We start from the raw sequence: 24,667 nt of genomic DNA on the forward strand, positions 1-24,667 counted from the left end.
TCACCAGGGCGATGGTAAGCCCGCGCGGATGCGAGCGACCTCCGAACGCGCGAACCGTACCCGGTCGGTGTCGGCTCCTCGGGCGGCGGCCAGCTCGTCGGCCAGCGCGTAGGCAGCGTTGAGGATGTAGCGGGCCCGCCGTCGCTCCCCACGGTTGCGCCCGGCTTTGCGATACACCTTGCGCGCCTTGCGGTTACCGGCCATCGCATCCAACTCGACGAGTGTGATGACGTCACGAGCCTGCTCGGGCGCCATCACGGCGCGGACGAATTCGCGTTCTCGGGCAACGGTCAGCTTGTAAACCCGCGCGACAATGATCAAAGCGACGATGATCGTGCCGATCAAAAGTCCGATCAGCAGCAAGGCATTCTGGCCGGCGATAGCGGACACCGAATCCCAGGTCCCGTGCAGCAGCATGGGAATCGCGATCAGGATCAGGCCGCGACCGATCTTGCGTGGCTCGCCCGGGCGGCCTAGCAGGTACACCACACCGGCGCAGAAGATGGCGCTGTAGAGGATGTGCGCGGCCACCCCGGTGAGCATGCGCAAGATGATGGTGCCCACCGATGCGCCAATCTGGTTGGCGCCGAACTGAGTTCCGGCCGACGTCATCGCGTAGGTGATGTCTTCGATGATCTGGAATCCGAGACCGATGAACGCGCCGAGGATGAACCCGTCGAAGGCGGTGCGCACGTGCCGCTGGGCAAGGGCGATGAGCAGCAGCAGTCCCGACCCCTTGGCCAGCTCCTCGGTGAAAGGCGCAGCCAGACCGGCTCCCCAGTTCAGCGCCCACACTTGACCGAAGTTCTTGCCGTACAGGGCCAACAGTGCATCGTTGGCGTTGGCAGCCATCGCCCCGGTGGCGGCGAAGCCACCCCACAGAAACGCGACGACCATCAGCTTGTGGGGAAGTTTGGCGTAGTGGTCGATCCGATCGGTGAACCACCAGAACAACGTCGCGTACACCGCGAACGACGTCACCGCCAATCCGATCGCCTCGCCGTAGGCGTTGTATTCACGCGCCAGCGTGGAAAAGAAGGTGAGGACGCCGATGCCGACCAACGCCACGTATCCCCAGAAGGCGAAGTTGCGCGGCTGGTAGAACACGAACCGGCGGCCCCAGCCGGAGACGTCGAGGGCGACGTCGCGCGCGCGGTCGAGTTCGGCGATCGTCGTCATTTCTTTTCCAGCTTAGGCTCGCTGATGCTGCCGATCATCCGCAGCACCGCCGCGCTCTGGTCGGTGCCGGCATCGGTCGGTCCGGTGGCCACGGCCTCCACGCCGCGACCGTCGAACACGAAGGAGGCGATCAAGCCTCCGGTGTGCGGTCCGGTGACCCGCACCGTCGCGCCCTGCTTGCCCTGAGCCGTGGTGATCGTGGCCGGAGCGCCGGTGATGTGCACTCCGCGGCCCTGGTTCAGCGCGTCGGACGTCGCTTCTATTTGATCGAGCAATTGGTTGGCGTCACCGCGGAACTCGCCCGTGCGCACCGTGAATTTCAGGGCGCCGTTTTCGACGGTGGCCGAGGACGGGTACTGCCCCGATATCGGCGGGTGGCCGGCGCGCACGCCCGACGTGATGCCCCAGCCCGCCTCGGGGACAAAGGTGACACCGCCTTCGAGTTGCATGACATCGCCGGCCCTGACGATGTCGTGGTACGGGACGGTTGCGTTGACCACCGGCAACACCACCGACATCACGAAGACCAGCGCGAACACCGCCAGCGTCGGGCGTAGGGTGCGCCGGTCCAAGCCGAAGCGCCGCTCGTCGGCCGGCACCCAGCCTTCGTCGGGTTCGAACCTTGGAGTCGACTCTGGAGGGGGCGCTGCGGTCATGCCCTGAATTCTGGCATTCCGTGCGACCACGGCCGTCGACGGCGCTTGTTAGGCTCGGGCTCCATGACGATCGACCGTGCTGCGTTGGCGGTGGGCAGCATCCGGCTTGCCTCTGGCCTCTCGTTTCTCGTCGACCCGCTGCGGGCCAACCGTGTGTGGGGCGACCCGGACGAACCGTCACCGACCGCGCAGCTGTTGCTGCGATCGATGGGTTACCGCGACGCGCTGATCGGCGCGCTACTCGCCGCATCCGCGCTGCGCGGCCGCAACACCCGCGGGTGGTTTCTGGCCTCCGCCGGTGCGGACGCTGCCGATCTGCTGGGCGGCCTGAGCGTGCATCAACAGATGAAGCGCTCACAACAGTTGATCGGCTTGAGCGGCGCCGCGGTGGGCGTTGGCACCGGACTTTGGGGCGCGGTGCGTCGCACCCCGAAGACGACGCCCGCACCGCCCGACGACTGAGCCGATGCGGGCTTTGCGTTTCAGCGAATTCGGTGAGCCCGGGGTGCTGCGCCTCGAAGACGTCCCGGCCCCTGAGGTAACCGCCGAGGAAGCGGTGGTTCGTGTCGAGTCGGCGTCGGTCAATCCGTCGGATGTGAAAAACGTTGCCGGTGCCATGGATTGGACGGTATTGCCGCGTACCCCCGGTCGCGATTTCGCAGGCGTTGTGGTCAGCGGGCCTGCCGAATGGGAGGGCGTCGCGGTGTGGGGGACCGGAGGAGACACCGGCTTCAGTCGCGACGGTTCACACGCCCAGCTCATCTCGGTCCCGGTGGCCGCTCTTGCGCCCAAGCCGGCCCGGCTGAGTTTCGACGAAGCCGCGACCGTCGGCGTCAATTTCGTCACCGCGTGGTACGGGCTGATCGAAACCGCACAATTGGTTGCCGGCGAGACTGTCGCCGTGTTCGGGATAACGGGCGGCGTCGGGGGAGCGGTCGCGCAGATCGCACATGCCCATGACGGCAAAGTCATTGGGCTGGGCCGCCGTCCACCCAGACCCGATACTCCGGCCGCAGCCGTGCTCGACCACTTCGTCGCGTACGATCCCGCCGTCGACGTCGGCGCTGAAATCAAGCGGCTGACCGACGGCAAGGGCGCCCAGATCGTCTACGACGCTGTAGGTGGCGCAACGACGCCCTCAGCACTTGCCGGGCTGGCGCGGCGGGGAAGGCTGGTAGTGATCAGCGCGATCGGCTCACCGATCGTGGAGGTCAACATTCGCGCCCTGTACCGCAACGAAAGTCGTGTGCTCGGCGTCGACAGCGGAAAGTTGAGCATGATCGACTCGGCGCGACGTCTCGAGCGGATGGCGCCGTACTTCGAGTCGGGGCAGTTTCGCCCGCTTCCCATTGCCGCCACCTATTCGCTCGATAAGGCGCAGGCGGCGTATCAAGCCGTCGCTGACAACGCCGGCGGCCGTGTCGTGATCCGGCCTTGACACACGAAGGGCACGCTGATGTCGTCCAACCTGACCGAGCAAACGCTCACCGCGGCCGTGCAGCGGACCTTCGACGACTCGACCGACCCGCGATTCGGCGAAGTGCTCCAGTGCTTGGTCGAGCACCTACACGCGTTTGCCCGCGAAGTGCGCCTGACCGGTGAAGAGTGGTTCGCCGCAATGGATTTCGTCGAACGCGTGGGTAAGGCTTCCACGCCGACTCGCCAAGAGGTCGTGCTGCTCTCCGACATCCTGGGCCTGAGCATGTTGCTGGACAAGATCAATCAGCACACCGGATCGTCGGCGACCGACTCCGCTCTGCTCGGCCCGTTCTACGTCGAGGGGCGTCCCACCGCCGACAACGGCTCCGACATTTCCGCCGGCGTCTCCGGCACGCCAATGTTCGTCACCGGCAGGGTCGTCGACGAGCGTGGCCAGCCGGTCGCGGGTGCACGGGTAGACACCTGGCACAGCGACGGTAAGGGCTACTACGACGTTCAGCAAACCGAGCAGTTGCACGATCAATTCGCGATGCGAGCACTGCTGACCACCGACCACGACGGGCGGTTCTGGTACCGGTCCATCACGCCGCGCTACTACCCGGTGCCGACTGACGGCCCGTGTGGGGAGATCCTGCGGGCGGCGAATCGTTCGCCCATGCGTCCGCAGCATGTGCACTTCTGGTTCACCGCCGAGGGCTATCAGCCGCTGATCACTCAACTGTTCTGGCGCGACGACCCCTACATCGGCCGCGATGCCGTATTCGCCGACCAAGACTCACTGATGGCGGACTTCGTGCGGCACGAGCCCGGAATCGCCCCGGACGGAGCAACGGTCGACGAACCGTTCGTCACCCTGGACTGGACGTTTACACTGGCCGCCGAATAGCCGACGGAGGACGCCGATGTCACGCATACCGCTGGTCGCCGTCGAGGAGCAACCCGACGCCATCCGTGAATTCATGGCGCGTCGAGGCGAGCTCAACGTGTTCCGGATGCTGGCTAACGCCCCGGACGTGTTCGCCGGGTGGACGCAGATGCTTGACGAGTTGCTCGAGAGCCCGACGTTCACCCCTCGCGCGCGGGAACTCGTCATATTGCGGGTCGCTCGGCTGCAGAACTCGCGCTACGAACTCGACCGGCACATTGATGTCGCCCGCCGCGCCGGTCTGACCGAGCAACAGATCAGCGCAATCGTCGAAACCGATGACTTCGACGACGCCGATTTCGACGACACCGAGCGCGCAGCGCTCGACACGGTCACCGAGCTCTGTACCACCCGCAGACTAGGCGATCAGTTGTTTGCCAAAGCGCACAACATCTTTGGTGACGAGGGCATCGCCGAACTCCTGATGCTCGTCGGCTGCTACTACGGGCTGGCGCTGGTAGTCAACGCGGTCGACGTGGAGGTCGACGGCCGATGACCCGCATCAGCTATCGCGACCCGGCGGACATGACGCCCCAAGCCCGCGAACTGACACACGCGCGTGGCGACCTCAATGTCTACCGTGCGCTGGCCAACGCCGAGAAGGTGTTCACCGGCTGGATGGTGGCCGGCAACGCGGCCCTGACCAGCCCGACTTTGCCGATCAGGTTGCGCGAGATCGTGGTGTTGCGCACCGCTCACCTGATGGACTGCGCCTACGAACTCGGCCAGCACCGTGACGTCGCCCGCACCGCCGGCCTAAGTGGTGCCGAGATCGACGCTATTCTCTCTGAAAATGACTGGCAGACATCGCCTTTCGATGCGAACGAACTCGCGGTGCTAGAGCTGACCACAGAGCTGCTGACCACGCAACACGTCGCGGCGCAGACCTTCGACCGTGTCCACCAGGCCCTCGGCTCGCAGGCCACCGTCGAGGCGCTGATGGTCATCAACCGGTACGCAGGCCTGGCGCTTATGCTCAATGCCCTCGATGTCGACCTCGACGAAAGTGCGCGGCTTCCGATCCCGCCGAGGCGCGACGTCACATCGTGACGGTCAGCGGCCACACTTTCCAGATCTCGTCGCAGTATTCGGCGATGGCCCGGTCCGAAGAGAACTTGCCGCTGCGCGCGGTGTTCAGGATCGACATCTTGGTCCAGTCGTCCTTCTCCAGCCACGCCGCGCTGACCTGCTCCTGGGTGGCGACGTAGGAGGCGAAATCCGCGCACACCAGAAACGGGTCGTCGTAACGCAGGTTGTCCACCAGCGGCTTGAAGACCTCAGCGTCTCCGTGGGAGAACTGGCCGCCTGCAATGAGATTCAGCACCGCGCCCAGTTCGTCATTGCCATCGATGTAGTCTGCCGGGCGGTATCCACTCGCCTTGACGTTCGCTACCTCGGATTCAGTGAGGCCGAACAGGAAGAAGTTCTCGGCGCCCACTTCGTCACGCATCTCTACGTTGGCCCCGTCCAGAGTGCCGATGGTGAGCGCGCCGTTGATCATGAACTTCATGTTGCCGGTTCCGGACGCTTCCTTGCCGGCGGTGGAGATTTGCTCGGACAGGTCCGCGGCGGGGTAGATCAGTTGCGCGTTCTTCACGCTGAAGTTGGGCACAAACGCGACCTTTAGGACCTTGTTGATCTCGGGGTCGGCGTTGATGGTTTCGCCAACGGCGTTGATGAGTTTGATAATCCGCTTGGCCATGAAATAACCGGGAGCGGCTTTACCGCCGAAGATGAAGGCGCGCGGCGGTATCGACAGTCCCGGGTTCTGCTTAAGCCGATAGTACAGCGCAACGATGTGCAGCACGCTGAGGTGCTGGCGCTTGTACTCGTGGATGCGCTTGACTTGGATATCGAACATCCAATCCGGGTTGAGCTCGATCCCAGTCTCCGCACGCAGGTACTTGGCCAGACGAGACTTGTTGCTGCGCTTGATGTCGCGCCACTGGGCGCGGAATGAGGAGTCGTCGATGAAAGGTTCGAGACCGCGCAGCCTGTCGAGGTCGGTCAGCCAGCCGTCACCGACCGTCCGGTCCAGCAGAGCACGCAGCCCCGGGTTGGCTAGCGCGAGGAATCGTCGCGGCGTCACCCCGTTGGTCTTGTTGCTGAACCGTTCGGGCCACAGCTCGTAGAAGTCCTTGAGCACACTCTCTTTCAGCAGCTCCGAATGCAGTGCAGCGACACCGTTGATGGCATGGCTGCCCACCGTGGCCAGGTGCGCCATCCGGACGTTCTTGCCGCCGTCCTCGCCGATCAGTGACATGCGACGGATCCGGTCCTCGTCACCGGGGAACCGGGCGCGGACCTCGTCGAGGAATCGGCTGTTGATCTCGTAAATGATCTCGAGGTGGCGGGGCAGTGACTCGGCGAACAGCGTCAGCGGCCACTTCTCCAGCGCCTCGGGCAACAGGGTGTGATTGGTGTAGCCGAACGTCGCGACGGTGATCGCCCATGCCTCGTCCCAGTCCAGACGACGCTCGTCGACCAGCAGCCGCATGAGCTCGGCGACACCGATGGACGGGTGAGTGTCATTGAGCTGCAGAGCGAACCGCTGTGGGAGCTCGCGGACCCCGGCGTCGGCGAGATCGTCCATGATGTGCAGCACGTGCTGTAGCGAGCAGGACACGAAAAAGTGTTGCTGCAGCAGGCGCAGCCGCTTGCCGGCGTCGGGCTCGTCGTTGGGATAGAGCACCTTGGTGACCGTTTCGGAGGTCACCTCGTCTTCGACGGCCTTGTAATAATCACCGGTGTTGAAGGCCTCCAGCGCGAAGGACTCGACGGCCCGCGCGCTCCACAGCGTCAACACGTTGCACGTGTTGACGCCGTAGCCCTGGATCGGGGTGTCGTAGGCGACGCCTTTGAGCAGACGTCCCGGGATCCATCGGACCCGGTCGTGGCCGCTGTCGTCGGTGTAGTGCTCGGCGTAGCCGCCCCACTTCACCAAGTAGTTCACGTCGGGTTTGGCAATCTCCCATGCGTTCCCGTTGACCAACCAGTTGTCGGTCTTCTCGACCTGCCAGCCGTCGCGGATTTCCTGGTTGAAGATGCCGAACTCGTAACGGATGCCGTAGCCGATCGCCGGACGCTCGAGGGTCGCCAGCGAGTCGAGGTAGCAGGCCGCCAGCCGGCCGAGGCCGCCGTTACCCAGGCCGGGCTCCGCCTCACATGCCAGCACCTCGTCGAGGTCCTGACCCATCGCCGCCAGCGCGGTCTTGGCCGCCTGTTCGAGGCGCAAGTTGAGCAGGTTGTTGCCCAACTGCGGGCCCATCAGGAATTCTGCCGACAGGTAGCAGGTGACTTTACGGCCGAGATCGAGCGAGGTCTGGGTCGATGCCACTCGCCGGTCCTGCATCCGGTCGCGCACGGCCAGCGCCAGCGCTCGGTAGTAGTGCTCGGGCTTCAAGGCCGCAGCCGGGCGGCCGATCGAGTAACGAAGGTGGTCGGTGATCGCCCGCTGCAGGGCGTGGGCACCCATCCCGGTGCGGGAGTGCTCGCTGAGGTCGGCCCGCACGGCAGTGGACTTTCCGTCCGCGGGTGTCTGGTCGACATCGGTCATGGTGAGTCCTACTCCCTAGATCGGTGCACTGCGCACGGGCGTCTGCTGCGGACGTGCAGATTGTCGCAGCGACGTCTACACGGCAGGCACGCAATCTACGTCCGGTTCGTTAACGAAAGCTCACGGGCGTGCTACGCGGGGCTTACCGTCGAGGGCTTACACCTTGATGGCCGGTAGCAGCCGGTCAATGTTCCACAGCTGATCTCGTCGAGCCGACAGCGACGAGATCAGTATCGCCACTGCCCAGATGCCGATCAGCACCACGATCGCCTGCCAGAGCCGGCCGTCGATGCCGCCGAGGATGAGTTGACGAAGACCGTTGACCCCGTAGGTCATCGGGTCGAAGCGGTGCAGTACCTGGAACGGCTTGGAGGTGGTCTCCACCGGATACATGCCGCCGGCGCTGACCAGCTGCAGCATGAGCAGCGCCATGATCAGCACCCGGCCGACCGCTGGGCCGACGAGGGCGTTGATCGCCTGGGTGGCGGCCACGAAGGCGAATGAGATCAAGATCATGAAGCCGAGCATCGAGGCCGGGTGTATGGCGTGCATGCCCAGGCCGAATCGCACGACGCAGTAGAGGATGGCCGCCTGGAACGTCGCGATCGCGGCGGCGGGAAGGTAGCTTGCCAGAGCCACCCGAATCGGGATTACCTCGGCGGCGATCGGCCGACTCTGCAACGGCCGCAGCACCATCCAGAGCACTAGCGCCCCGAAGAACAGCGCCAGCGTCAGGAAGAACGGCGCCATGCCGGTGCCGAAGTTCGGTGCCGCGTTCTCATGCGCGCTCTCGAGTTGTACCGGGCCCCCGATGGTGTCGGCGACGGCGTCCTTCTGCTGTTGGGTCCAGTTCGGCACCTGTTTGGCCCCGTCGCTCAGCTTGGTCGCCAGTTCGGCGGAACCGGATTTGAGCTGTTGGGCGCCGTCGTCGAGTTGGGCTATACCGCTTGCCATTTGGGCATTGCCGTCGGCGACCTGCTGGGCCCCGTCACGCAGCTGGGTGAGTTTGTTCGTCAGCTCTTGACCTTTGGTACCGACTTGGTTCAGGGCTGAACTGAGCGGGCTGCCGGGCGTGCGCAGCCCGGACGTCAAGTTGATGGCGGCGTTCTGGGCATCGGTCAGGCGCCGTCGAATGTCGGGGGTGAACTGGTGCTGGCGCAGCTGATCCTGGATACCCCGCACATTGTTCGCCAGCGGATCCTGGCGTGCGGCAAGCTGGTCGATGACCGCGGAGAGCGCATTGGCGGCGCTGTCCTGCGCGGTCGCGATCGCACCGATCTGATCGCCGGCCTGTTGCAGTGCGGTGGCACCCTGCTGCAACTGCTCGGTGCTCCCACCGATTTCGGACACGGCCTTGGTCACCGCGATCAGCGGGTCGGTGGCCGAGTTGATTCCGTCCGAGAGTTGTCGCGCTCCGGTCGCCAGTGTCGCCGAGCCGGATCGCGCGGTGTCCAGTCCGCCTGCCAGTTGGCTTGCGCCGTCGGCGAGCCGGTTTGCCCCGTCGGCCGCCTCTTTGATGCCGGCACCCGACGACACCACCACGGACAGCATCTGATTGACCGCCTGGCCGGAGATTCGAGAGGAGACCGCGTTGAGGACCTGATCGATTGCGGTGCGACCGATACTGGTCGAGATGTAGTTGTTGGCGTCGTTGTAGACGGCGATCAGGTTGGCTTTCTTGGGTTGCCCAGTCACCGGCGACGCGATCGCCGCGCTGAAATCGGGCGGAAGCTCGACCATGAAGTAGTACTTGCCGTGATCGACTCCATTCCGCGCTTCCGCGGGGCTCGTCACGTGCCAGTCGAGGCTGCCGTCGGCGGTCAGGCTCTTGGCGATCTCGGCGCCCGCGTTGAACTGCTGCCCGGACACCACCGCACCCTTGTCCGAGTTGACCAGTGCCACAGGCATTTTATTCACATGGCCGAACGGGTCCCAGAAAGCCCACAGGTATAGCGCGCCGTATACCAGCGGCAGCAACATCAGCACGACGATCGCCACCCGGCTGAGCCGGCTGCGGCCGAAACGCTTGATTTCCGAGCCGAATCCAAGTCCAGCGAGCATCGTCAGTCTCCTTCGGCGCGGTGATCGTGTAATTCATGGTCTGGTGCTTGCTCACCGAGCGGATTGGTCACGCCGACCACCACGGTGGACTGTTCGGCGAGGGCGCCCAGCCGGTCCACCGCTATCGCGCGGCGAGTGTTGTCCCGCACCTGCTCGAGGTCACCGACGACCAGGATGGGACGACTCGACATCGTCGCCAGCGTGATCCGCAGCAAAAACAGCTCTAGGTCCGACAATTCGACGATGTAGGTATTCGGCGCGGGCGCGGGTATGTCGCCGAATACCTCGGTCATCCTGCTCTGGCCCGCGTCGCGGGGGATACGCGCGTACCAGGGCGCCAGCCAGCGTTGCTGCTCGGCCAGCACGGTCTGCACCGTGACCGATTCCTCGAGCTCGTCGATGTCGGGGAACGCCGCGATCGCGCAGTGCCGACGTATTAGCCGGGGCGTGGTGTCGCCCCGAACGCTCAGGGTGCCGTGCGTGGGCTTGAACCGGCCCGCCAGCGTCAGCAGCAGCGCGGTCTGCCCGGGCCCACCCGGCATCTGAATGGCGTGGAATCCCTCGGGAAGGGTCACATCGATATCGGAGAACAGCGGTCCGTGTTCGCCGTCGACCCCCAGGCCGGTAGCGGTGATCACCGCCGGCGCGTCGCTAGCGTCCTGTGTGTCCATGTAGTGCTCCTAGTCGCCCTGGGCGGCAGCAGATTTCAGCAAAGTGGTGATCAGCCGGGCGAGCAGCGTCGGGTCGATCGTTCCCGGCCGCAACACTTCTTCCATTGCGATACCCAGATTCATCGTGACTACCAGCTGGGCGATATCGGCCAGTGGTCGACCCGACGGCACCACGGCGGACGAGTCGGCGAAGTTCTCTGCCTGTTGGGCGGCGGCTGCGCGTCGACGTGCGATCAGGCGCTCACGCAAAGCCGGATCACGCACCGCACGCAGCCAGTACTCGACGAACAACACGTAATAGTCGGCGTGATCGTGAACCGAGTCGAGAACCGACCGACTCAACGACTGAGCCGCTGCGGCGACGTCGCCGCCACTTTCCAGCGCTGTCGCAATCTGCTCACCGCGGAGCTCGAATTCACGGTCGAGGAGCGCCAGGAACAATTCGTCCTTCGAGCCGAAGTTGGAATACACGGCTCCTTTGGTGAAGCCGGCGGCTTGGCCGATGGCGTCGATGGTGGCTCCGGCGAAACCTTCGGCGGCGAAGACCTTGGAGGCGGCATCAAGAATCCGGTCCCGCACCTCGCCTCGGGTAGGGCGGGTTCGCTGCGGCTTGACAGGCGACATGCGGCTGAGCATACTCCCCAGTATCGACTGGATACCTATGAGTATCGAAAGGCGGGTTGTGGTGCCGAGCTTGGACGTTGTCATCCGTGGTGGGACAGTATTCGACGGGACGGGTGCGGCGCCGATCACCGCGGACGTCGGTATCCGGGACGGAAAGGTCGCCACGATCGGGCATGGTCTGCCTGAGGGTGCTCGCACCGTCGATGCCCGCGGTCGATGGGTGCTGCCCGGACTCATCGACGTGCACACCCATTACGACGCGGAGGTGCTGATCAGTCCCGGGCTCGGCGAGTCGGCCCGGCACGGGACCACCTCGGTCATCCTCGGTAACTGTTCGCTGTCGACGGTCTACAGCGACGCCGACGACTGCGCGGACATGTTCGCGCGCGTCGAGGCCCTGCCGTGGCAGATCGTTCACGACGCGGTCAAGGAAGCGAAAACGTGGTGTGGGCCGGCCGAATACGTCAAGGCGGTGGATTCGTTGCCGCTCGGGGTGAACGTTGCCGCCTTCATCGGCCACTCCGACATCCGCGCCGCGGTGCTGGGCCTCGGTCAATCGGTGGATGCGGACTACCGGCCCACCCGCGCCCAGATCACCCAAATGCAGCAGATGCTCGCTGAGGCGCTCGACGCCGGCTTCATCGGACTGTCCACCCTGCGCAGTTCCTTCTCCAAGCTCGAAGGCACCCGCTTTCCGGCGCGCCAGCTGCCGTCGACCTACGCCACCTGGTCAGAGTTCAGCGCACTCAACACCGTGCTGCGGCAACGCGGTCGCGTGCACCAGAGCACCCCGAATCTGGCGAGGCAGGCCGAAGTGTCGCGCTACCTTGCCCAAAGCATCGGCCGCCGACGGCGAAAGGCGTTGAAGACGACCCTGATCGCGGCCGCCGACGTCAAGGCCGACCGCAGGGCGGCACGGCTGACCCTGCTCGCCGCCGGCCTGACCAACCTCGCCGGCGGCAACTTCCGCTGGCAACACCTGCCGGTGCCCTTCGAAATGTATGCCGACGGCGTCGATCTCGTCGTCTTCGAGGAGTTCGGTTCGGGCTCGGCGGCGCTCAACTTCCGCGACGAAATGAGCCGCGGAAAATTGTTGGCCGACGAGTCCTACCGTCGCCGGTTCCGCAAAGACATGACCAAACAGTTCGGACCGCGGGTGTGGAGCCGCGACCTGTCCGACGCCGAAATCGTCGCCTGCCCAGATCAATCCGTCGTGGGCAAGTCCTTCGCCGACGTCGCCGAAATCCGCGGCATCGAACCCGCCGACGCGCTGCTGGACCTGACGGTCGAACACGGGGCCCGGCTGCGTTGGCGGACCGTCGTGGCCAACGACCGTGAAGAGGTGTTGGACCGCATGCAGCGTTCGCCGAACGTGCAGATCGGCTTCTCGGATTCCGGTGCGCATCTTCGTAATATGGCGTTCTACAACTCCGGGCTGCGCATGCTGGAACGGGTGCACCACCGTCGTTCGATGCCGGTCGAGACCGCAGTGCGGCGCCTGACCGGCGAGCTCGCCGACTGGTACGGCCTCGACGCCGGGTATCTTCGCGAAGGTAAGCGCGCTGACATCGCGATCGTCGACCCCGCCGGATTTGACGGCTCGAGCGCCGCCTACGCCGAAGCCCCGTACCCGGGGGCGCCGGACGTCAAGCGGATGGTCAACCGGAACGACGAACTCATCAGCGCGACCCTCGTGGGTGGTCACATCGTCTATGAGGCAGGCGAATTCGCACCTGGGTTTGGCACCGACCTGCGGGCGGGCCGCTTCTTGGCGGCGGTCACCGACTGAGGGTCAGGCGACGTTCCGACTCATGAAGTCACCGTTGGTCTGCCATTGGTCGACCTGACGGCGAAGCTGTTTCAGTTCGGCCATTGGCTGCTCTGAAACACTCTGCGGGGGTTCATGATTGCACCGGTCAATGCCGGCCCAACTGTCGCGGTACGAATCGAATGTCCGTTGCTCCAGCGATAGCGCGACCCGTCGTCCCTCATCCGTCAGGGCCATCCACGTCGAGAACATCCAAGCTTTGGGGTTGTCGTAATGGTCGACGTAGTGCCTGGAAATGCGATGCATTGAACGATTCAACGGTCTCCGCGACGGGATGAAACGGTGCTTGCGGACCGCGCCCAGTCTCACCAGCCCATCGTCGGCCAGGCCGCGAATCATTTCGAGGGTGTCGCCCTGGACCTCGGCCGCAGACGCGGAGGGGTTGTGGTGCTTGATCTTCCAGTCGACAGCGTTGAGGGGGACCGGCTTGCCGAGCCCGTTCACCAGCAAGCTCTCGCGAATCTGCGTTGTCGTCATAGCGCCACCTCTCGTCGCGAGCACGCTGCTATGGCGCGCCCTCTGACTCGGGGCACGTCGTCGGCGGGCTTTGGCGAATCACTCGCTTTACGCGAGGCGCAACGAGGCTGCCACCAGATATATTCCAGGAGATCTGAACCGAGATGTCCATGCTCACGGCGCGCGTCGGTCATCGCTACCGGCTACTGCGCGAGAGCTACTGACAACAAACCGGTCTCGCCCCGATGAAGGGCGAGACCGGTTGTGAAGTCGAGCGAAAGTGTGGCTACTTGCCGCCGCCGGCGCCGCCGCCCAGCAACTTGCCGCCACCTGCACCGCCGCCCAGCAGTTTGCCACCGCCTGCGCCGCCGCCGAGCACGCGAGTCCGAGTCATAGGTCCTCCTAATAGCGCGATCACCCGTCCACGCCGGGCGGATGACACCGGGTAAGGGCCTCAGCATATCGCCGGCGACCCCGGGCCTGGCATGAACGAATCAGCAACGGAGAGTTAACAATCGGCGGCCGGCGGTCGAAGCGACTCGTTGCGTTCGCGCCTGTGCCCACCCTGGCGGGTTTCCGATATAAAACGGCATTTTTTCGAAAGCCAGCAGGGTGTCCCGTCTCGTAGCGTCCACGTCGACACAAGATTTTCGGCAAGGAAGGGCGTCCCATCATGGCGATGAACCTGTTGCATCAGCGGCGTTGTAGTTCGGAGGGGTGGGCCGACGCGGTTCGTGATGACCTGTTGCCGTGGGCGCTCGCTGGCATCGAGTTGGGTGAGGCGACGCTCGAGATCGGGCCGGGTTACGGCGCAACTCTGCGCGCGCTGCTCGACCGGGCGGGCTCGGTTACCGCCGTAGAAGTGGATCAGCCGATGGCCGAGCGGCTGATGCGACTGTATGGGGATCGTGCGCGGGTGTTGCACGGTGACGGCGGCGATACCGGCTTGCCCGATCGGGCTTTCGACTCGGTGGTGTGTTTCACGATGCTGCACCACGTTCCGACGGTTCACTTGCAGGATCGGCTCTTCGCCGAAGCGTTTCGCGTGCTGCGGCCCGGCGGAGTGTTCGCCGGCAGTGATCGTGTGGGTTCGTTGGTGTTTAGGCTCATCCACATCGGTGATACCTACAACCCCGTACGACCTGACGACTTGCAAGCGCGGTTGACCCGCGCCGGGTTCAGCGATGTTCGGGTGGACGTTGCTGGTGTTCGACTGCGATGGCGGGCAATTAAACCCAACTAGCCTGCAGCGGAGTCGAATTGATGAGTCTCCGATCGGACTGCGGCGCCGGGGGTGTAGCCGAAGCTTCGGCGAAACACTTCGATGAACGCGCTCGCCGACGACCAACCGCACTGGTGGGCCACCGTGGTGACCGGTGTCCGCTCGGCCAGCAGAACGAGAGCCCGGTGCAGCCGCAGCTGAGTCCGCCATTGCGGGAAGGTCATGCCGAGGTCCTGGCGGAACAGACGCGACAGGGTGCGTTCACTCGCCCCGACGATGCGGCCGAGTTCGGCGAGCGTACGGCCGTCGCCAGGATCGGTATGCAGCATGTCGCAGACCGCGACGAGCAGCGGCGCGGTCGGAGTCGGCACGTGCAGGGGTTGCTGTGGAGAGCTCCGCAACTGGTCGAGGAGCACGGCGCGTAGCCGTGCTCTCTCGGGGGTCGCGTCCGCACTTCCGGTGTAGGCGACGATCAACTCGCGCAGCAGGGGCTCGACGACCAGTACGGTCGGCGAGTCGAGACGCAGCGGGTTGTCCTCGGCGCCCAATCCGACCGTGTGCAGTTTCACGTCTCCGTAGGCACGGTGAGCGTGAAACGTGCCGGCGGGGATCCAGATCGCTTTGGTCGCCGGAGCGACCCAGGATCCCCGATCCGTTGTCACCGCCAGCACTCCGCGGCCGGCGTAGACGATTTGGTGGTCGTCATGCCGGTGCGCGGGAATTTCGTCGCCCGAGGCCAGGCGCAGGGTGCGGGTGGGAGCGGTCGGCTGGTGGCGGACTTTGAGCATCGTCGGCCAGCTTATCTAGATCCCGACACCAGAGCTGGCGGCCTCGTCAGGTGACCGACGCGGCGTAGATCTCGTCGATGTTCGCTTTCAGTTTCTCGTCGAATTCGGTCTCGGTTTGGTCGACGGTCAGGCCCTCGGTCAGCGCCCGGGAGAAGCTGGCAATCAACAGGTGGTTGCGGGACAAGATGTCGGCGCTCTGGTCGAGGCTGTAGCCACCGGAGAGCGCGACGACGCGCAGGACCTTGGGATGTTCGATAAGCGGGGTGTAGAGGCCGTCCTCATCCGGAAGCGTCAGTTTGAGCATCACTTGGCGGTCGTCCGGCAGCTCGTCCAGCTTCGCCAGTATTGCCTCCATCAGCAGCCGGTCCGCGGTGGGCTTGTCGGGGCATTTGATGCTGACCTCGGGTTCGATGATCGGCATCAAGTCGTGTCGGCCGATTGCCGCGGCGACGTCGAACTGCTGGTCGACGATCGCTGTGATGCCGCCGCCATTCGCCTCCTGGATGAATGAGCGCATCTTGGTCCCGAAGACCCCTTTGGCGACCGCGCGTTCCAACAGCCCTTCCAGTTGCGTCAGCGGCTTCATGAGCTGAACGCCGTACTGCACGTCGGCGAGCCCCTGGTCGACTTTCACGAACGGAACGATGTGCTTTTGCTTCCACAGGTAATCGACGGTGCTTTCACCCGCGACAGTCCGATCCATCGTCTGCTCGAAGAGAATGGTCGCCAGAATCTTCTCGCCGGTGAAGCTGGGGCTCTCGATCAGCCGTGCGCGCGCCTGGTGCATCAGATCGAACATCTGCGCTTCGTTGCCATACGCGTCTTCGGGAATTCCGTAGAGAGCCAGCGCTTTGGGGGTGCTTCCGCCGCTCTGATCCAGGGCAGCGATGAATCCGCGGCCAGAACCCATCTCCTTGAGCTGCTCTTCGTTCACGTCACTACCTCCGCCGTCCCGTCGTCGCCCGTCCGCGTTCTAGCATCGCGCACCGTCGATCCTGCGGCTACCACTTCACCTATCCCGGCAAACCACTTCTTCGGGGGTCGCTACGGTTGGCAGCAACGGGAGGGAACCAATGGCGCTTCATGATCTCGATTCGACCGAACGTCTGCTGCAGGAACTGCTGTGGACATACGGGCCGGGCGGGCAAGAGGACGCGGTCCGGGCGGTGGTCGCACGTGAGCTGCAACCGCTCGTGGACGACATGTGGATAGACGAGGCCGGCAACCTCATCGGCTATGTTGCGGCGCACCCCTCGGAGTCGCCCGACCACCGGCAGCGCACCAGCTCCATTGCCGGCGGATCGGCAACGCGGATCATGGCGCACCTCGACGAACTCGCCATGATGGTCAAGCGGATCGAGACCGACGGCACGCTGCACATGACGCAGCTCGGCACGATGTACCCGGGCAATTTCGGACTCGGACCGGTCACAATCCTCGGCGACGCTCAGACCCTGACCGGCGTGCTTACTCTCGGCTCCGAGCACACCACCAAGGAAAGTTCCAGAATTTGGGAGACCAAGCCCGACAGGGGAGATCGCGCGCTGGATTGGCATCACGTCTACGTCTTCACCGGGCGCAGCCCCGACGACCTTGCGGCTGCCGGAGTGCACCCCGGAACGCGGGTCTGCGTCGACCGCAGCAAGCGCGACCTGGTTCACTTCGGCGACTACATCGGCTGCTATTTCCTCGATGACCGTGCCGCGGTGACGGCGTTGCTGGGCAGCGCACGACTGCTTCACGATCGGGGCAATCGGCCGCCCGAGGATGTGTACCTGGTCTTCACCACCAACGAGGAGATCGGGGGAGTCGGAGGGACCTACGCGAGCGCCACGTTGCCGGGCACGCTCACCGTGGCGCTGGAGGTGGGGCCCACCGAACGGGAGTACGGGACCACCGTCGCCGGCGGACCGATCGTCGGCTACGGCGACCAGCTGTGTGTCTACGACAAAGACGTCGCCGACCGCTTGATGACCATTGCCCGCGAGCGTGGACTGTCACCCCAAGCCGCCACGTTGGGCGCCTTCGAATCCGATGCCTCGCACTCCAAGGCCAGCGGCGTAACTCCACGTGCGGGACTGCTTTGCCTGCCCACCCTGAGCACACACGGCTTCGAAGTCATTCGTCGTGCCGCGATCGACGAGATGGCCGAAATTGTGGCCGACTTCCTCACTCAGGAAAGCGACGCGAGCAGCGCGTCGAGCCCGTACTCGAATACCGCGTCGTAATCAGTGGGGGACTGAAGTGCTTGCACCAGGGCATGATCCGGCCAATCGTCGGTCCACAGCGACGGATCTTCTTCCTCGTGTTTTGCTCCGCGAACCGCCGAAAACTGCATCACTGCAGACGATATGACGTGAACCTGCACCGCCCGCAACACCAACGCGGCGTCGGTCCCAGTCACCCCCAGCTCGGCCAGCAGCGCGGCCAGCGTCTGCTGGATGGGTAAGAACAGCGTCGGCGTCCGGTCGCGTTCATGGGCGATGGCTAGCAGGTGTTGCCGGTCGATCAACGCCTTTCGTTGCGAACGGGCAAGGGAGGCAATCCGTTCCAGCGGGTCGTCGCCGTCGACGGGTAGGTGCGCCATCTCGCTGAGCAGCCGGTCGACCAGGTTGTCGAAGAGCTTGTCGCGGCCGCCGACGTGCCAGTAGATCGACGTGACGGCCACACCGAGTTCCTCGGCAAGGCCCCGCATGCTGAAGGCTTCGACTCCTTCGCGTTCGATGATGCTGGCGGCGGTGTCCAGGATCGTCGCGGCGTCAAGCGCTTCCGGCACCGGTATCACCTCCGCGTATCCGCTCGTGTTCGGGCAGGTCCAGGTAGCGGTCGAGGTTGCGGTGCAAATTGATCACGCGCCGCTCCTCCGCCGACAGCGTCAAATGCGTAAGGCCCGGCTGATGCAGACCGCGCTGTAACCCGGCAAGCACCGAAATATCCTGTGTTAGAACCAGACCCGGCTCGGCCTGGTCCGCGGCCAGTCGAATGTCGGCGGGTGTGCCGCGTGGTGCTCCGGCGGGCATGCGCATCCACAGCATCATCACCAGCTCGCCGTGGTCGGGGTCGGCGCCCGGCCGAGAGCACATCACGGTCAGGTGGTCGGCGTTGGCCAGCACGGTCAGATTGGGAAAGACGTTGTACTGGTGCAGTCGCATCAACTGGTCGGTGCTGGCCCAGCTCACATCGACGCCGCGCCCTGCCGCGAACGCTCGTATGTGGTGCGCGATCTCGTCCATGACGGGTCGGCCACCCGGAAACGGGGTGTTCTCGGCGACGCCCATCAGTGCACCCTGGGTGCAGACGTAGGCGTCCCACACCTCGGCGTCGGTCAATGACTGTTTGAGACGTGGACTCGGCACACCATATAGCTGTTCGGACTTGCCCGTATGGCCCCAAATCACTTGTGGTGCGTGGACGTCGTCCATGCATCTGTGCAACTCGGGATGCAGCGTCTGAATGTGGTAGGTCTCGCTGAACCCGTCGGCGATTGTCTTCCAGTTCGCGTCGACGTCGACGGTCATCGTTGCGTAGCAACGAAAGTCGCCGAGACCGAGCCAGGCGATGTCGCTTGGTACTGCTTCGAGATAGTCGGCCAGCGACGGTGCCGACAGGTCGAGGTTGACGAAAACGAGACGCTCCCAGGTGTCGACGCGGACCGTGAACAGCGGAAGGTCGGCCAGCGGCAGCGCCCCGAAGCCTTTGCGGTTGGGGACCCGGGTCAGCTTTCCGGCCAGGTCCCACGTCCAGCCGTGGTAGCCGCAGCGCAGTTCGCGTAAGCCGGTACCGGATCCGGCGCACAACGAATTACCGCGGTGGCGGCAGACATTTTGGAAGGCACGCAGGGTGCCGTCGTCGTCGCGGACGATGAGCACCGAGTAAGGCCCGCAACGGTATTCGAAGTAGTCACCCGGCTCGGCGACGTGGTCCACGGTGCATGCCACCTGCCAGACCCTCGGCCACATCCGCTCGGTCTCCAGTTGCGCGAACGCCGTGGAGTAATAGCGCTCGGCCGGCACCCGGGTGGGCCGCCGAGGCGGCGTACCGGTCGCATCCTCGCGCCGGACGCCGGGCGTCGCGTGCGTCGTCATCCAACTACTCCCGACATCTCTGTAACGGTGTTACAGTCCGTTTCGGTAGTCACTGTAGCCTGCGGGCAGCGCGGCCTAGGGAGCAATTGTGTTCGATCTCAAAATCACCGGCGGCACCGTCGTCGACGGCACCGGCGCGGACCGATTCCACGCCGACATCGCGGTCAAAGACGGCACGATCGTCGAAGTTCGCCGCCGCGGACCGGACAGTGCGCCGTTGGAGGGTGATGCCGCCGAAACCATCGACGCGACCGGGAAGATCGTCGCGCCCGGGTTCGTCGACATCCACACCCACTACGACGGACAGGTCAGTTGGGACGCGCTACTGGAACCGTCCAGCGGTCATGGCGTCACCACTGTCGTCACCGGAAACTGCGGTGTCGGATTCGCGCCGGTGCGGCCCGGTCAAGAGGATTGGCTGATCGGCCTGATGGAGGGCGTGGAGGACATTCCCGGCACCGCGCTCACCGAAGGCATCTCGTGGGGTTGGGAAAGCTACCCCGACTACCTAGACGTCATCGAGCGCCAGGAGTTCGCCGTCGACGTCGGCAGCCAGGTGGCCCACGGTGCGATCCGCGCGTATGCGATGGGGGAGCGTGGCGCCCGCAACGAGCCGGCGTCACCCGACGACATCAAGGCGATGGCACGTTTGGTTCAGGAAGCGATCGAGGCTGGCGCACTGGGCTTTTCGACTTCTCGTACGCTCGGCCACCGCGCCATTGACGGCGAGCCGGTGCCGGGAACGTACGCCGCCGAGGACGAGCTGTTCGGGCTCGGCCGGGCGATGGCCGCAGGAGGCCAGGCGGTCTTCGAATTGGCCCCGCAAGGCGTAGCCGGCGAGGACATCATCGCGCCCAAAAAGGAGCTGGAGTGGATGCAGCGGTTGGGCGCTGAGATCGATCGCCCGATCTCGTTCGGCATGATCCAGGTCGACGCCGCCCCGGATCTCTGGCGCGAGCAGCTGGATATTTCGGCCGCGGCGCATGCCGCGGGCAGCCGCTTGTATCCGCAGATCGCAGCGCGTCCATTCGGCATGCTGTTCGGATTCGACGGCCACCACGCGTTCACCCATCGCCCCACCTTCCGGCGGCTGAAGGCTGAATGCACCCGTGAGGAGCTCGCGAAGCGATTGGCTGACGGAGGAGTCAAGGCCGCGATCCTCGCCGAAGACGACCTGCCGCCAGATCCAACTCTGTTGTTCGACAACATGTTCGCGCTCGCGCAGTATGCGATGGGACGCACCTACGCGATGGGCGATCCGCCGGACTACGAGCCCACTGACGAGCGCACCGTGGAAAAAATCGCGGCCGAGCGTGGCGAGGACCCGCTCTCGACGCTCTACGACCTGATGCTTGAACACCATGCGACGTCGATGCTGATGCTGCCGTTCTACAACTACGCCTACGGCAACCACGACGCGATTCGCGAAATGCTGACGCATCCGGCCGGCGTGGTCGGGCTGTCCGACGGCGGCGCACACTGCGGCATGATCTGCGATGCTTCGTTCCCGACATTCTTGCTGACGCACTGGGCCCGAGACCGGCGCCGCGGCGAAAAGTTGCCGCTGGAGTACGTTATTCGCAAGCAGTCCTACGACACGGCCCAACTTTTCGGGTTGTCCGATCGCGGTGTCGTCGAGATCGGAAAGCGCGCGGATCTCAACGTGATCGACATGGATGCGATCACCTTGCACCGGCCGGTGATGGCCTACGACCTGCCGGCGGGCGGCAAGAGGCTGATCCAAGGAGCATCGGGATACGACGCCACGATCGTCAACGGTGTGGTGACTCGTCGCGACGGCGCTGACACCGGCGCGCGGCCGGGACGGCTGGTCCGCGGGGCGCGCTAGTCGAGCGCGGCGTCGATCAGCACTTCAGCCGCCGCCTTGGCCCGGGCCCACGGCTCGGCGTCGTCCAACGACGTTGCCAGCGCGCCGGCACCTTCGTAGAGCAGCGCCAGTTGGTTGCCGAGTTGTTGCGGATTCGCAGCCCCGGCCTGAGTGGCCAAGTCGATGAGCCATTCGGCGAAGGCGATCTTGGATGCCCGCACGATGTCCTGCACGGCGGGCATGGTGCCGGCCGATTCCACGGCCGCGTTGTGAAGGGGGCAGCCGCGAAACGTCTTTCCGTCAGAAGTGTGGCCGTCGAAAGCGGCGAGTAGCCGCGCCCGCGGCGTTAGGTCGTCAGCGGAGTGCATGACGCCTTCGGCGATGCGTTGCTCCATGCCGCGCAAGTATTCCTCCACGACCGCTGTCTTGCTCGGGAAGTGTTGGTAGAGCGTGCGTTTGGAAACCGACGACTCGGCCGCGAGCTTCTCGACGCCGGTGGCGTTGATGCCGTCGCGGTAGAACAACTCGGTGGCCGTATCCAGGATGCGTTGACGCGCGCCGCGGCCACCTTTGGGGGGTGCAGCCTTATTCATAGCAGGAGTATACCGAACGGTTTACATTCTCCGCCAGTGTGTGTAGGGTGGCCGCATCGGATGTACACCAATCGGTTTACTAGGAGTGAGCATGACACAGCGATCGCCCGTGGTGTTGATTACCGGGGCTTCGTCAGGAATCGGGCAGGCTATCGCCCGCGCCTTCGCGGCCAAGGGCTTCGAGGTGTTCGGAACGAGCCGCAACCCGCAACGCACCGAGCCGATTCCCGGCGTGGAGCTGATCGCCCTCGACGTCACCGATCAGCAGTCGGTTGCCGCCGCGGTCGCGACGGTCGTTCAGCGGGCTGGACGAATCGACATAGTGGTCAACAACGCCGGCTTCGGTGTCCTCGGCGCCGCGGAAGAAAGCTCGATCGAACAGGCGCAGCAACTGTTCGACACGAATTTCTTCGGGTTGGTGCGAGTTACCCGCGAAGTCTTACCGCATCTGCGGGCCCAGCGCAGCGGTCGGATCGTCAACATCAGTTCGGTGCTGGGCTTTCTGCCGGCGCCGTACAGCGCGCTGTACTCGGCCACCAAGCACGCGGTGGAGGGCTACTCCGAATCCCTCGATCACGAAACCCGCGAATTCGGCGTTCGCGTGACGGCGGTGGAGCCAGGCTTCACCAACACTTCCTTCGAGGCCGCCGCGGTCGACGCCGATTCGCCGATCGTCGGCTACGCGCCGATCCGTGAGCACGTCAAGCAGGTGCTCGCCGACGCGATTCCCGCCGGGGACGATCCGGCCGTGGTGGCCGAGGTGGTAGTGCGAGCGGCGACCAGCGTTTCACCGAAGCTGCGTTATCCCGCCGGCCCGCTGGCCCGTCGGCTCGCATTGCTGAAGAGGATTGCCCCAGCCGCCGTGCTGGACAACGGGATTCGCAAATCGTTCAAGCTGGGCTCGGCGCCGAGGGCGCATCACGTGCCGCAGAACGTCCGGTAGCGGCCCCGGCGGCGGTACGTCAGGATGCCTGCGCGTACCGCCGGACGAGGTCGTCTTCACCGAACGCCTTCGCGTAGTCGTGGCCTCGTTCGTCACGGCCGAAAAAGGTCCATCGCCGCGGGCTTGCCTGCGGAACGCTGATCATTTTGACGGTGTAGCGCACGCTCGTTTCGCGACGCGTGCCGATGACATCGCCGACGCGGATCTGCGACGGATGGATTTCAGGCGCGTCACACCAGTTTTCTATGGCCATTACGTCCCCCCCAGACTGTTGCCAGCCAGCCTACGCTCGTTGTCGTTCGATGCTCAGGTGCCGCAGAACGTCCGGTAGACGCCGAATTCGTCCGGGGCCGGCAGGGCGTACCGTTCCAAGCCCGGTCGTTCGTCGTACGGGGCGCTGATCGCAGCGAGCAACTGCGCAAGCGGATCAAGGTCGCCGGCGGTGGCTGCGGTCAGCGCCTCTTCGACGAGGTGGTTGCGCGGGATATAGATCGGGTTGCTGCGATTCATCAGTGCCGCATCGGGATGGAATGCTCGCCAGCGCGCGATCCAGCCGTCGATGCCAGGGACTTCAAGACGTTCAGGGGCGTCAGCCAGCACACGGAAGAACGACGTGTAATCGACGCGACCGGCCTTGAGCGCGGTGAGTAGATCCTCCGATAGCGAGGCGACCGTCTCGGCGTCGACCTCGGCGGGCAGCCCGAGCTTGGCCCGCATCCCGTCGGTCCATGTCGCGTCGTACTGGTCTCGAAACACCTGAAACGCCTTCTGCGCCAAAGCAACGCCTTCGTCGACCGTATCGGCCAGCAATGGCAACAGCGACTCGGCGAATCGGGCCAGGTTCCATCCGGCAATGGCCGGTTGATTGTCGTAGGCGTAGCGGCCCCAGTGATCGATCGAGCTGAACACCGTGTCCGGGTCGTAGGCCTCCATGAACGCGCATGGGCCGTAGTCGATCGTCTCTCCCGAGATCGTCATGTTGTCGGTGTTCATCACACCGTGGACGAACCCAATCAGCATCCAGCGGGCCACCAGCGATGCCTGCACCGCGGCCACGGCTTCGAACAGCGCGAGGTAGGGATTGTCGAGCATCGCCGCGCCGGGATAGTGGCGGGCGATCGCGTGGTCCGCCAGACGCCGCAGCAGATCGAGGTCGCGGGTGGCGGCGGCGTACTCGAAACTGCCCACGCGCAGATGGCTGGACGCGACGCGGGTCAGCACGGCTCCCGGCAGCGGGGTCTCGCGTTGCACCACCTGACCCGTCGCCACAACCGCGAGCGAGCGCGTCGTCGGGACGCCCAGCGCGTGTATCGCCTCACTGACGATGTACTCGCGCAGCATCGGTCCCACGGCCGCCAACCCGTCACCGCCGCGAGCGAACGGGGTGGGACCCGAGCCCTTGAGATGGATGTCGCGCAATCGCCCGTCAGGGTCGGCGAGCTCACCGAGCAACAGCGCGCGGCCGTCGCCGAGCCGCGGGACGTAGCCGCCGAACTGGTGCCCGGCGTAGGCCTGCGCGACGGGCGCGGCACCGTCGGGGACCTGGTCGCCCACCAGGAAGCGCACCCCGTCGGGACTCTGCAGCCAGATCGGGTCGAGGCCAAGCTCGACGGCAAGCGGCGCGTTGAAGACCAATAGCCGCGGGTCAGGAAATCTCTGAGCCCGCCAGCTGACGGCCATCTCGGGCAGGTCGCTGGCGAAGCGGTCGTGCAGGGCAACGGTGACTGGGTTGAAGGACCGCCTCCTCGGCGAACCATCCAGGTTCGCATCGTCGGACGGATCCGGTGCGACGCTCATCCCGCCCAGCCTACG

Annotated in this window: 24 protein-coding genes; 10 read left to right on the forward strand and 14 right to left on the reverse strand. The window is 65.0% G+C overall.

From position 1 onward, the window contains the following. The gene (locus tag MKK62_RS17340) at nt 1-1,179 is read right to left on the reverse strand and encodes a PrsW family intramembrane metalloprotease (RefSeq protein WP_240258658.1); all 1,179 of its coding nucleotides are present in this window, start codon (nt 1,177-1,179) and stop codon (nt 1-3) included. Then, nucleotides 1,176-1,835 carry a hypothetical protein gene (locus MKK62_RS17345; RefSeq protein ID WP_240258657.1) on the reverse strand — a complete coding sequence of 220 codons (660 nt, stop codon included), beginning with the start codon at nt 1,833-1,835 and terminating at the stop codon, nt 1,176-1,178. Before MKK62_RS17345 ends, MKK62_RS17340 begins: the two co-directional genes overlap by 4 nt. Before the next feature lie 63 nt (nt 1,836-1,898). Here MKK62_RS17345 and MKK62_RS17350 point away from each other — a divergent pair, with 63 nt between their 5' ends. From MKK62_RS17350 to MKK62_RS17370, 5 genes are read left to right on the forward strand one after another with little or no spacing between them, the layout of a single operon-like run. Further along, on the forward strand, nt 1,899-2,297 hold the full coding sequence (locus tag MKK62_RS17350) for a DUF4267 domain-containing protein (protein ID WP_240258656.1): 399 nt from the start codon (nt 1,899-1,901) through the stop codon (nt 2,295-2,297). A gap of 4 nt (nt 2,298-2,301) precedes the next feature. Then, nucleotides 2,302-3,273, forward strand: a complete 972-nt coding sequence (locus MKK62_RS17355) for a quinone oxidoreductase family protein (protein ID WP_240258655.1) — start codon at nt 2,302-2,304, stop codon at nt 3,271-3,273. Nucleotides 3,274-3,291: 18 nt separating this feature from the next. After that, complete coding sequence (locus MKK62_RS17360; RefSeq protein ID WP_240258654.1) at nt 3,292-4,161, forward strand: dioxygenase family protein; 870 nt, start codon at nt 3,292-3,294, stop codon at nt 4,159-4,161. Nucleotides 4,162-4,177: 16 nt separating this feature from the next. Further along, entirely contained in the window at nt 4,178-4,696 is a 519-nt protein-coding gene (locus MKK62_RS17365) for a carboxymuconolactone decarboxylase family protein (RefSeq protein ID WP_240258653.1), read from the forward strand. Then, nucleotides 4,693-5,250: a carboxymuconolactone decarboxylase family protein gene (locus MKK62_RS17370; RefSeq protein ID WP_240258652.1), complete on the forward strand. Its 558-nt coding sequence runs from the start codon at nt 4,693-4,695 to the stop codon at nt 5,248-5,250. The genes MKK62_RS17365 and MKK62_RS17370 overlap by 4 nt, the downstream gene beginning before the upstream one ends. On the opposite strand, the gene MKK62_RS17375 is transcribed toward MKK62_RS17370, so the two are convergent. From MKK62_RS17375 to MKK62_RS17390, 4 genes are all read right to left on the reverse strand, one after another. Continuing rightward, nucleotides 5,240-7,675 (reverse strand): glycogen/starch/alpha-glucan phosphorylase, encoded by a 2,436-nt coding sequence (locus tag MKK62_RS17375; RefSeq protein WP_240264097.1) that lies wholly within the window; start codon nt 7,673-7,675, stop codon nt 5,240-5,242. The genes MKK62_RS17370 and MKK62_RS17375 overlap by 11 nt on opposite strands. 237 nt (nt 7,676-7,912) lie before the next feature. After that, nucleotides 7,913-9,817 (reverse strand): YhgE/Pip domain-containing protein, encoded by a 1,905-nt coding sequence (locus tag MKK62_RS17380; RefSeq protein ID WP_240258651.1) that lies wholly within the window; start codon nt 9,815-9,817, stop codon nt 7,913-7,915. A gap of 2 nt (nt 9,818-9,819) precedes the next feature. Next, a complete protein-coding gene (locus tag MKK62_RS17385) occupies nt 9,820-10,488 on the reverse strand; it encodes an ATP-binding cassette domain-containing protein (protein WP_240258650.1) in 669 nt (222 codons plus the stop codon). A 9-nt stretch (nt 10,489-10,497) separates the two neighbouring features. Then, the gene (locus tag MKK62_RS17390; protein WP_240258649.1) at nt 10,498-11,124 is read right to left on the reverse strand and encodes a TetR/AcrR family transcriptional regulator; all 627 of its coding nucleotides are present in this window, start codon (nt 11,122-11,124) and stop codon (nt 10,498-10,500) included. A 49-nt stretch (nt 11,125-11,173) separates the two neighbouring features. On the opposite strand from MKK62_RS17390, the gene MKK62_RS17395 reads away from it, so the two are divergent. After that, nucleotides 11,174-12,901, forward strand: coding sequence for an N-acyl-D-amino-acid deacylase family protein (locus MKK62_RS17395; RefSeq protein ID WP_240258648.1), 1,728 nt, complete (start codon nt 11,174-11,176; stop codon nt 12,899-12,901). A gap of 3 nt (nt 12,902-12,904) precedes the next feature. Here MKK62_RS17395 and MKK62_RS17400 read toward each other — a convergent pair whose 3' ends face one another. Then, nucleotides 12,905-13,417, reverse strand: coding sequence for a hypothetical protein (locus MKK62_RS17400; RefSeq protein WP_240258647.1), 513 nt, complete (start codon nt 13,415-13,417; stop codon nt 12,905-12,907). Nucleotides 13,418-14,069: 652 nt separating this feature from the next. Between MKK62_RS17400 and MKK62_RS17405 the strand changes: the two genes are divergently transcribed. Continuing rightward, nucleotides 14,070-14,639, forward strand: coding sequence for a class I SAM-dependent methyltransferase (locus MKK62_RS17405; RefSeq protein WP_240258646.1), 570 nt, complete (start codon nt 14,070-14,072; stop codon nt 14,637-14,639). On the opposite strand, the gene MKK62_RS17410 is transcribed toward MKK62_RS17405, so the two are convergent. Both MKK62_RS17410 and MKK62_RS17415 read right to left on the reverse strand, forming a co-directional pair. Next, nucleotides 14,636-15,406, reverse strand: coding sequence for an AraC family transcriptional regulator (locus tag MKK62_RS17410; protein WP_240258645.1), 771 nt, complete (start codon nt 15,404-15,406; stop codon nt 14,636-14,638). The two genes, MKK62_RS17405 and MKK62_RS17410, sit on opposite strands and share 4 nt — an antisense overlap. A 46-nt stretch (nt 15,407-15,452) precedes the next feature. After that, nucleotides 15,453-16,316, reverse strand: a complete 864-nt coding sequence (locus MKK62_RS17415) for a fructose bisphosphate aldolase (protein ID WP_240264096.1) — start codon at nt 16,314-16,316, stop codon at nt 15,453-15,455. 163 nt (nt 16,317-16,479) lie between these two features. Here MKK62_RS17415 and MKK62_RS17420 point away from each other — a divergent pair, with 163 nt between their 5' ends. Next, the gene (locus MKK62_RS17420) at nt 16,480-17,634 is read left to right on the forward strand and encodes a M42 family metallopeptidase (protein WP_240258644.1); all 1,155 of its coding nucleotides are present in this window, start codon (nt 16,480-16,482) and stop codon (nt 17,632-17,634) included. On the opposite strand, the gene MKK62_RS17425 is transcribed toward MKK62_RS17420, so the two are convergent. Continuing rightward, the gene (locus MKK62_RS17425) at nt 17,580-18,182 is read right to left on the reverse strand and encodes a TetR/AcrR family transcriptional regulator (RefSeq protein ID WP_240258643.1); all 603 of its coding nucleotides are present in this window, start codon (nt 18,180-18,182) and stop codon (nt 17,580-17,582) included. The genes MKK62_RS17420 and MKK62_RS17425 overlap by 55 nt on opposite strands. After that, nucleotides 18,166-19,491 (reverse strand): aromatic ring-hydroxylating oxygenase subunit alpha, encoded by a 1,326-nt coding sequence (locus MKK62_RS17430; RefSeq protein WP_240258642.1) that lies wholly within the window; start codon nt 19,489-19,491, stop codon nt 18,166-18,168. The genes MKK62_RS17425 and MKK62_RS17430 overlap by 17 nt, the downstream gene beginning before the upstream one ends. Nucleotides 19,492-19,579: 88 nt before the next feature. Between MKK62_RS17430 and MKK62_RS17435 the strand changes: the two genes are divergently transcribed. Next, on the forward strand, nt 19,580-21,340 hold the full coding sequence (locus MKK62_RS17435; RefSeq protein ID WP_240258641.1) for an N-acyl-D-amino-acid deacylase family protein: 1,761 nt from the start codon (nt 19,580-19,582) through the stop codon (nt 21,338-21,340). Here MKK62_RS17435 and MKK62_RS17440 read toward each other — a convergent pair. Next, entirely contained in the window at nt 21,337-21,912 is a 576-nt protein-coding gene (locus MKK62_RS17440) for a TetR/AcrR family transcriptional regulator (RefSeq protein WP_240258640.1), read from the reverse strand. The two genes, MKK62_RS17435 and MKK62_RS17440, sit on opposite strands and share 4 nt — an antisense overlap. Before the next feature lie 91 nt (nt 21,913-22,003). On the opposite strand from MKK62_RS17440, the gene MKK62_RS17445 reads away from it, so the two are divergent. Next, complete coding sequence (locus MKK62_RS17445; RefSeq protein ID WP_240258639.1) at nt 22,004-22,855, forward strand: oxidoreductase; 852 nt, start codon at nt 22,004-22,006, stop codon at nt 22,853-22,855. 19 nt (nt 22,856-22,874) lie between these two features. On the opposite strand, the gene MKK62_RS17450 is transcribed toward MKK62_RS17445, so the two are convergent. Then, on the reverse strand, nt 22,875-23,108 hold the full coding sequence (locus MKK62_RS17450; RefSeq protein WP_240258638.1) for a hypothetical protein: 234 nt from the start codon (nt 23,106-23,108) through the stop codon (nt 22,875-22,877). Nucleotides 23,109-23,161: 53 nt separating this feature from the next. After that, nucleotides 23,162-24,652: a protein adenylyltransferase SelO gene (locus MKK62_RS17455; RefSeq protein WP_434084956.1), complete on the reverse strand. Its 1,491-nt coding sequence runs from the start codon at nt 24,650-24,652 to the stop codon at nt 23,162-23,164. Between the last annotated feature and the right edge of the window lie 15 nt (nt 24,653-24,667).

The sequence above is a fragment of the Mycobacterium paraterrae genome (assembly GCF_022430545.2).
Classification (GTDB): domain Bacteria; phylum Actinomycetota; class Actinomycetes; order Mycobacteriales; family Mycobacteriaceae; genus Mycobacterium; species Mycobacterium paraterrae.